Origin of the sequence: Asanoa siamensis (assembly GCF_016862555.1) — a bacterium.
Classification (GTDB): domain Bacteria; phylum Actinomycetota; class Actinomycetes; order Mycobacteriales; family Micromonosporaceae; genus Asanoa; species Asanoa siamensis.
Map to the genome: position 1 here is coordinate 19,286 of NZ_BONE01000099.1, position 8,985 is coordinate 28,270.

Annotated in this window: 6 protein-coding genes; all 6 read left to right on the forward strand. The window is 66.8% G+C overall.

From position 1 onward, the window contains the following. Nucleotides 1-50 precede the first annotated feature (50 nt). The 6 genes from Asi02nite_RS36125 (at nt 51) to Asi02nite_RS36150 (ending at nt 8,780) form a co-directional block, all read left to right on the forward strand. Complete coding sequence (locus Asi02nite_RS36125; protein ID WP_203718543.1) at nt 51-1,592, forward strand: sugar ABC transporter ATP-binding protein; 1,542 nt, start codon at nt 51-53, stop codon at nt 1,590-1,592. Beyond that, a complete protein-coding gene (locus tag Asi02nite_RS36130) occupies nt 1,589-2,659 on the forward strand; it encodes an ABC transporter permease (protein ID WP_203718544.1) in 1,071 nt (356 codons plus the stop codon). Before Asi02nite_RS36125 ends, Asi02nite_RS36130 begins: the two co-directional genes overlap by 4 nt. Next, the gene (gene yjfF / locus Asi02nite_RS36135) at nt 2,656-3,645 is read left to right on the forward strand and encodes a galactofuranose ABC transporter, permease protein YjfF (RefSeq protein ID WP_203718545.1); all 990 of its coding nucleotides are present in this window, start codon (nt 2,656-2,658) and stop codon (nt 3,643-3,645) included. Before Asi02nite_RS36130 ends, yjfF begins: the two co-directional genes overlap by 4 nt. Nucleotides 3,646-3,670: 25 nt before the next feature. Beyond that, nucleotides 3,671-5,173, forward strand: coding sequence for an L-arabinose isomerase (araA, locus tag Asi02nite_RS36140; RefSeq protein ID WP_203718546.1), 1,503 nt, complete (start codon nt 3,671-3,673; stop codon nt 5,171-5,173). A 346-nt stretch (nt 5,174-5,519) separates the two neighbouring features. Then, a complete protein-coding gene (locus Asi02nite_RS36145) occupies nt 5,520-7,610 on the forward strand; it encodes an RICIN domain-containing protein (protein ID WP_203718549.1) in 2,091 nt (696 codons plus the stop codon). A gap of 177 nt (nt 7,611-7,787) precedes the next feature. Then, complete coding sequence (locus Asi02nite_RS36150) at nt 7,788-8,780, forward strand: LacI family DNA-binding transcriptional regulator (protein WP_203718547.1); 993 nt, start codon at nt 7,788-7,790, stop codon at nt 8,778-8,780. Nucleotides 8,781-8,985 lie beyond the last annotated feature (205 nt).

Genomic DNA, 8,985 nt, shown 5'->3' on the forward strand with positions numbered 1-8,985 from the left:
CGTAGTCAAAGGCCGCGGCACGGACGATCTGAGTGAAGAGGTCTGGTGGGATGACGGAACGCCATCCGGTCCTGACAATGACCGGAATCAGCAAGGCCTTCCCGGGCGTGCGGGCGCTGCACGACGTGGACTTTCGGCTTTTCCCGGGCGAGGTCCATGCGCTGATGGGCGAGAACGGCGCCGGCAAGTCCACATTGATCAAGGTGCTCACCGGCGTCTATGGCATCGACAGTGGCACGATCATCCTCTCCGGTGAGCCGGTGTCCTTCCGCGGCCCGATGCAAGCCTCGGCGGGCGGTGTGAGCACCGTCTACCAGGAGGTCAATCTCTGCGCCAACCTTTCGGTGGCGGAGAACATCTTCATCGGACGGGAGCCCCGCCGATTCGGCGCCGTGTGGTGGGGCGAGATGCGGCGCCGGGCCCGCGCGTTGCTCACCCGCCTGGACCTCGACATCGACGTCAATGCACCCCTGGCGTCCTACTCCCTGGCGGTCCAGCAGATGGTCGCGATCGCCCGGGCGATTGACGTCCAGGCGCGGGTGCTCGTCCTGGACGAGCCGACATCCAGCCTCGACACCGGCGAGGTCGCGCAGCTCTTTCGCATTATGCGTCAGCTTCGTGACGAGGGGATCGCGATCCTCTTCGTGACCCATTTCCTCGACCAGGTCTACGGCATCGCCGATCGGATCACCGTCCTGCGCAACGGCTCGCTGGTCGGCGAATACACCACGGCCGAGCTGTCGCAACTGGGTCTGGTCGAGAAGATGATCGGCAAGGAGCTCGACGTCCTCGAACGGCTCGATGAGCAGCCCAAGCGCGAGCTGGCCGTGCTCGAGCGCGGCACCCCGTTCCTCGACGCCCGCGAACTAAGTCGCAAGGGCTCGGTGGCGCCGTTCAGCCTGACCATCCACGCGGGTGAGGTCGTCGGGCTGGCCGGCCTGCTGGGCTCGGGGCGCACCGAGGTGGCCCGGCTGCTGTTCGGTGCCGATCGGGCGGACCACGGCGACCTGTCGGTCGACGGTCGCGGCACGACACTGCGCAACCCGGTTGGCGCAATCGCCCAGGGCATCGGATTCTGCTCCGAGAACCGTCGCTTGGAGGGGATCGTCGGCGAGCTCACGGTGCGGGAGAACATCATCCTCGCGCTCCAGGCGGCCCGCGGCTGGCTGCGCCCGGTGGCCAGGCGCCGCCAGGACGAGCTCGTCGACAAATATGTCAAGGCGCTCAGCATCCGTCCCGCGAACCCGGAGATCCCGGTGGCGAACCTGTCCGGCGGCAACCAGCAGAAGGTGCTGCTGGCCCGCTGGCTGATCACCGAGCCCCGGCTGCTGATCCTCGACGAGCCGACCCGCGGCATCGATGTCGGCGCCAAGGCCGAGATCCAGAAGCTCGTAGTCGAGCTCTCCGACGGCGGCATGGCGGTGCTGTTCATCTCCGCAGAGCTCGAGGAGGTGCTGCGCCTCAGCCACAAGGTCGCGGTGATGCGCGACCGCACTCTGGTCAGTGAGCTGACCAACGACGAGTCGGTCGACTCCGACCGGATCATGCAGACGATCGCGAGCGGAGCGGGCGAAGAGAGAGCGACGACATGAGCGAATGGAAGTCCCGTTTTCGGGCGCTGGCCGGCCACCGGCTGTTCTGGCCGGTCGTGGTGCTCGCGGTGATGCTCCTCGCGAACACGGTCTACCGCCCTGGGTTCCTCGCGGTGCAGATGCGCGACGGACACCTCTACGGCAGCCTGGTCGACATCCTGCGCCTCAGCGCGCCGCTGATCCTGGTGGCGCTCGGCATGACACTGGTGATCTCGACCGGTGGCATCGACCTTTCGGTAGGCTCGGTCTGCGCGATCAGCGGTGCGGTCGCCTGCCTCTATATCAGCAAGCAGCCCGACCAGGACAGCCTCGGCGCGATGTTCACCGCCCTGGCGATGGCACTGGGGTTGGCGCTCGTGCTGGGCGCCTGGAACGGCGTGCTCGTCGCGGTCATCGGGATTCAGCCGATCATCGCCACGCTCATCCTGATGGTCGCCGGCCGGGGTCTGGCCCAACTGATCACCGAGGGTCAGATCATCACGATCAACGCTGACCCGTACCGCGCCATCGGTCTGGGTCATTTCCTGACCCTTCCGTTGGCCATCTTCATCGCGCTGGGCGCGGCTCTGCTGATCGCCGCCATCACCCGGCGGAGCGCGCTGGGCATGATCATCGAGTCGGTCGGCGGCAACGCGGAGGCCAGTCGGCTGGCCGGTATCCGCTCCGGCCGGATCACCTTCCTCGTCTACGTGGTGAGCGCGGCCTGCGCGGCCGTCGCGGGCTTCATGATCACGGCGAACGTGTCGAGTGCGGACGGCAACACGGCCGGGCTCTGGATCGAACTCGACGCGATCCTGGCCGTTGTCATCGGCGGCACGTCCCTGGCCGGTGGCAGGTTCTTCCTGAGCGGCACCATCCTGGGGGCGCTCATCATCCAAACCCTCACGACCTCGGTGTACGCCATGAGCATCTCTCCCCAGACGGCCCTGCTGTTCAAGGCGGTCGTCGTGATCGCCGTGTGCCTGATCAACGCGCCGGCGTTCCGCGCCAAACTCGTCCGGCGCAAGCCTGGCCTTCCGCCCGCCGATGTATCGGGCGACCAGCGGAAAGAGCGGGTCCCGGCATGACCGCCACCCAACTCACGATCGGCCGCGGCCCGGTGCGGCTGCCGCGGCGGCACATCCCGGTGCTGGCCACCCTCGCCCTGCTCCTGGTGATGTACGGGATCGGTGTCTCGCAGTACCAGGCATTCTCGAACATCCAAGTCGTCTTCAACGTCCTCATCGACAACAGCTTCCTGCTCGTCGTGGCCGTCGGTATGACCTTCGTGATCCTGACCGGCGGCATCGACCTGTCGGTGGGCTCGGTGGTCGCCATGACGGCCATGGTCTCGGCATCCCTGCTCGAGCGGGGTCTGCCCGCCGGCGCGGTGCTGCCCATCGCGCTGCTCATCGGCCCGATGCTCGGATTCCTGATGGGCTGCGTAATTCATTTCTTCGATATCCAACCGTTCATCGCGACCCTGGCCGGGATGTTCTTCGCCCGCGGGATGTGCACCTTCATCAGCGGCTCGTCAATCCCGATCAGCGACGGATTCTGGACCAGCATGTCGCAGACCCGGATCGGCGACCCGCGCGGCAACTTCGTCTCGATCAGCGTGGTCATCGCGTTCGTGGTGGTCGCCGTGGCTGCGTACACGCTGGCCTACACCAGGCTGGGGCGCAACGTCTACGCGATCGGCGGCAACCAGCAGTCGGCGCTGCTGATGGGGTTGCCAGTGGGCCGCACCAAGATCGCCGTCTACACGATCAGCGGTCTCTGCTCGGCCATCGGCGGGATCCTGCTCTCGTTCTACACGTTGTCCGGCGCTCCGCTGATCGCCGTCGGGATGGAACTCGACGTGATCGCAGCCGTCGTCATCGGCGGCACCGTGCTCACCGGCGGCTCCGGCTACGTATTCGGGACGGTGCTCGGCGTGCTGGTGTTGGGCGTCATCCAGACCCTGATCACCTTTGACGGCAGCCTCAACTCGTGGTGGACAAAGATCGTGATCGGCGGCCTGCTCTTCGCCTTCATCCTCCTGCAGCGCCTCATCGGCATCCGCTACAAGTGATCCACCGACCCTGGAGGGCGACCACATGGCAGCGCACCAGCAACGCGAGGTTTGGTTTCTCACCGGAAGCCAGGCCATGTACGGCGAAGAGACCCTCCGCCAGGTGGCGAGCCAGTCACGGGAGATCGCGGAGCGGCTCGACGCCGCCGGGATCCTGCCCGTGCGGGTGGTGTGGAAGCCGGTCCTGACGACCAGCGCGGAAATCTTGCAGGTCTGTCGCGAGGCCGCGGTCAGCGGGGCGATCGGGGTCATCGCCTGGATGCACACGTTCTCACCCGCCAAGATGTGGATCAGTGGGCTTGAGGCACTGCGGACTCCGCTGCTGCACCTGCACACGCAGGCCAACGTGGCGTTGCCCTGGCACGAGATCGACATGGACTTCATGAATCTCAACCAGGCCGCGCACGGCGACCGGGAGTTCGGCTTCATTCAGACCCGGCTCGGCGTAGCGCGCAAGACGGTGGCCGGGCACGTGACTGATCCACGTGTGGTCTCCCGGGTCGGCGCCTGGGCGCGCGCCGCCGTGGGGCTCTCCGAGATGCGGTCGTTGCGGGTGGCCCGGTTCGGTGACAACATGCGCGATGTCGCAGTGACCGAAGGGGACAAGGTCGAAGCGGAGCTGCGCTTCGGCGTCTCGGTCAACACCTACGGCGTCAACGATCTCGTCGCTGCGGTCGACGAGGTGCCGGACGCACGGGTCAACGAGCTGGTGAAGGAGTACGAGGACACGTATCGGATCGTGGCCGACCTACGGGCGGGCGGCGGTCGGCACGAGTCGCTGCGGTACGCGGCCCGGGTCGAGGCCGGCCTGCGCGCTTTCCTCGAGGCCGGCGAATTCCGGGCATTCACCACGAACTTCGAGGACCTCGGCGGCCTCCGACAGCTCCCTGGCATCGCCGTGCAGCGCCTGATGGCTGACGGTTACGGCTTTGGCGGCGAGGGCGACTGGAAGACCTCGGTGCTCGTGCGGACGCTCAAGGCGATGTCGGCGGGCTCGAACCGCGGGACCTCGTTCATGGAGGACTACACGTACGACCTCGTGCCGGGCCAGGAAGTCGTGCTCGGTGCCCACATGCTGGAGGTCTGTCCGAGCATCGCCGCCGGTGTGCCGTCCGTCGAGATCCACCCGCTCGGCATAGGTGGGCGCGAGGACCCGGTGCGGATGGTGTTCGACGCGGCGCCGGGGCCTGCTGTCGTGCTCGGTCTGACCGACATGGGTGAGCGCTTTCGACTCGTCGCGAACGAGGTCGATGTCGTGGCCCCGCCTCAGCCGCTGCCACGGCTTCCTGTCGCGCGGGCCGTGTGGCAACCGCGTCCGCACCTGACCGCGTCGGCCGAGGCGTGGATCACCGCCGGTGCCCCGCACCATACGGTGCTCTCGCAGGCCGTCGGTGTCGAGGAGCTTCGTGACCTGGCCGAAATGAGCCGCACGGAGCTGCTGGTCATCGACGCGCACACCGAGCCGGGCCGGTTCGCCGATCAGCTCCGCTGGAACCAGGCCTATTACCGCCTCGCCCGCGGCTTCTAGATCCTCGTTCGGCATCGCGACGACCAGCCCCGGCCCTTGGCCCGCCGGTCGTCGCGATCCCTTCCTGACGGGCTCGCGTCCTGATTGGACAGGCGACGACTCGGCCTATGTTACGTCTTGACTGCCGTCCTGTTATCGTTCACAGTCAATACTGAAGATGGACGATGTCCGCCGAGTCGGGCCGGCGTTCTCCCTCTTCTTCCGGGCGGCTATCGGCAACTCCATTGGGGCGCGGAGGTGGCCTGATAACGCTAACAGGTTGCGGCGGGGGCTGATGGTGGCAGCTGTCCACGCGCGCCAACTGTCCAACATGGCCGCACGATCCGTGCGAGGGAGCGTCATGTCTATGCGGGTAACGGTTCCTGAGGCAGTGCCGCGCAGGCGCGGCTGGTGGGCGCGGGCCGGCGCCGCCGCGGTCGCGGTGCTGGTGGGCGGTGCGCTGGCGCTGGTGGGTTCGGCGCCAGCTGCCGCGGCGACGGTGGACACCAACGCCTGGTACGTGCTCGTCAACCGCAACAGCGGCAAAGCGCTGGACGTCTACAACCTGGCCACCAATGACGGCGCCCGCATCACCCAATGGACCCGAAACGACGGCAACTGGCAACAGTGGCAGTTCGTCGACTCCGGCAGTGGCTACTACCGCCTCAAATCACGCCACTCCGGCAAGGTCCTTGATGTCTCCGGCTCCTCCACGGCCGACGGAGCCGCGATCGTCCAGTACACCGACAACAACGCCACCAACCAACAGTTCCGACTCGCCGACTCCACCGGCGGCTACGTGCGACTGCTCAACCGCAACAGCAACAAGGCCCTCGAAGTCCAGAACTCCTCGACCACCGACGGCGCCAACGTCGTGCAATACACCGACTGGGGCGGCAACAACCAACAGTGGCAACTCGTCCAGATCGGCACCACTCCCGGAAACCCGGGTGGCTCGACCTTCACCAACCCGGTGGTCTGGCAGGATTTCGCTGACGTCGACATCATTCGGGTCGGCGACGTCTACTACATGTCGGCGTCCACAATGCACTACTCACCCGGTGCGCCCGTCCTGCGCTCGTACGACCTGGTCAACTGGGAGTTCGCCGGCCATTCGGTGCCCAGACTCGACTTCGGTGCCAAGTACGACCTCGGCGGCGGTGGGCGGGCCTACGTCGACGGGATCTGGGCGTCCACGCTGAACTACCGCGCCAGCAACCGGACCTTCTACTGGGCCGGATGCATCGACTTCGCGCAGACGCACATTTACACCGCGACGGCCGTCGACGGTGCCTGGAACCGGCACACGACGATCAACAACTGCTACTACGACGCCGGCATGTTGATCGACGACAACGACACGATGTACGTCGCCTACGGGAACTCGACAATCAGCGTGGCGCAGCTTTCAGCCGACGGGCGCAGCCAGATCCGTTCCCAGCAGGTCTTCAGCACCCCTTCGAGCGTCGGCACGCTGGAAGGCGCGCGGTTCTACAAGCGCAACGGCAGCTACTACATCTGGCTGACCCGCCCGGCCAACGGCCAGTACGTGTTGAAGTCCACCAACGGACCCTTCGGACCGTACGAACTGCGTCAGGTGCTGCTCAACATGCCCGGCCCGATCTCCGGCGGGGGAGTGCCCCACCAGGGCGGGCTCGTGCAGACCCAGAACGGCGCCTGGTACTACATGAGCTTCGTCGACGCGTACCCCGGTGGCCGGGTTCCCGCGCTGGCTCCGATCACCTGGACCGCGGACGGCTGGCCGGTGATTACGACGGTGAACGGCGGGTGGGGAGCTTCGTATCCGAAGCCGAACCTCCCGGCGCCGCCGCGTGCGGTCAAGCCGCTCACCGGAGCCGACAGCTTCGCCGGCACGACGCTGGGCCCGCAGTGGGAGTGGAACCACAATCCGGACAACTCGCGGTGGTCTGTCAACAACGGGTTGCGTCTACAGGCGGCCACCGTCACGAACGACCTCTACAGCGCACGCAACACCCTCACGCATCGGATCCAGGGGCCGACGTCGACGGCCACGATCGAGCTCGACTACTCGACGATGCGGGACGGAGACCGCACCGGTCTGGCGATGTTGCGCCAATCGTCGGCGTGGATCGGCGTCCGCCGGGACAACGGCACCACCCGCGTAGTGATGACCAACGGTCTGAGTATGGACAGTAGTTGGAACACGACCGGCACTGGTTCCGAGATCGCCGGCGCCGGCGTGTCCGGCGGACGGATCTGGCTGCGGGCCAACGCCGACATCAGGCCCGGCAGTGGTCGCCAGGCGCGGTTCTCCTACAGCACCGACGGGGTTACCTTCACTTCGCTGGGCAACGCCCTGACTCTCAACAACACCTGGCAGTTCTTCATGGGTTACCGCTTCGGCATCTTCAACTATGCCACCCAGGCCCTGGGCGGCAGCGTCACCGTGCGGCGGTTCGACCTCAGCACGCCCTGACCGACCGCGTCCCATCCAACGAGCGCCGGTCCCGCCGTCGAGGCGGGGCCGGCCGCCACGTCACCAGCAGGAGTTGCCCGCTGACGTAGACTGCGATCAGCGTCTTTACCCCGGTCCGCCGGTGTGGGGCGCGTTGACTGATGTCGGGGGGATGGGATGACCACGCGCGCTCCCGCGATGACGGACGTCGCACGGCTGGCCGGCGTCTCGCACCAAACAGTTTCACGTGTGCTCAACGGGCATCCGTACGTCAGCGACCACACCCGTCTGCGAGTCCAGGCCGCGATCACCGAGCTCGGCTACCGACCCAATGGCGCTGCTCGCGCTCTCGTGACAGGCCAATCGAGGGTGATCGGGGTCGTCGCTCAGAACACCACGCTCTACGGACCGGCTTCGCTGTTGGCCGCCCTCGAACAGGCGGCCGCGGAGGCCGGCTTCGTTGTCACGATTGGCAGCGTTGGGGACCTCGATGATCAGTCCATCGCCGCGGCGGTCGAGCGTCACCTAGCGCACCGGGTGGCCGGAATCATCGCGATCGCACCCGTCGAGTCTGCCGGGGATGCTCTCGAGCGTCTGCCCAGGAGCATTCCCCTGGTCACTGTCGACGGTGACCCGCACCGGTCGCTGCCGCTCGTCACGGTCGACCAGGTTGCCGGCGCGCGGGAAGCCACCCAACATTTGCTCGACCTGGGGCACCGCACGGTATGGCACGTGACCGGCCCGCCCAACTGGATCGACAGCGCGGGCCGGATAGAGGGCTGGCGGGAGACCCTGCTTGCCGCCGGCGCGCAGGTACCTCCGCTCATCCCGGCTGACTGGTCGGCCTCTGCGGGCTTCCAGGCCGGGCAGATGCTCGCGAGGATGCCCGAGGTCACCGCGGTGTTCGCGGCGAACGACCACCTCGCCCTCGGGGTCCTGCGGGCACTGCACGAACACGGCCGTCGCGTGCCGCAGGACATCAGCGTCGTCGGGTTCGACGACGTGCCGGAGGCCGGTTTCTTCATTCCGCCGTTGACGACAGTCAGACCGGACTTTAAGGCAGTCGCGCGGATGAGCCTCGACCTGTTACTGAGCCAGATCGCCGATTCGGGCGACCACCGCGATGGTCTCCGGCAGACGATCGCCCCGACGCTGATAGTCCGCAACAGCGCGAGCGCACCGTCCATTTGAGTTACGCACGCCCCCGTTACGAACCCGTGACGCCGGGATTTCCTGGCTGGTGTTGACGCCCATCGTGTTAGCGCTAACACTGACGCGCGAAGGTTTCGAGAGGAGGGGCGTATGAGCAAGAAGTATCTCGCTGCGGTCGCCGGCGTCGCGCTGGCGATCACCCTCACCGCATGTGGCGGTGAGGGCGCCGGCAGTGGCACCGACA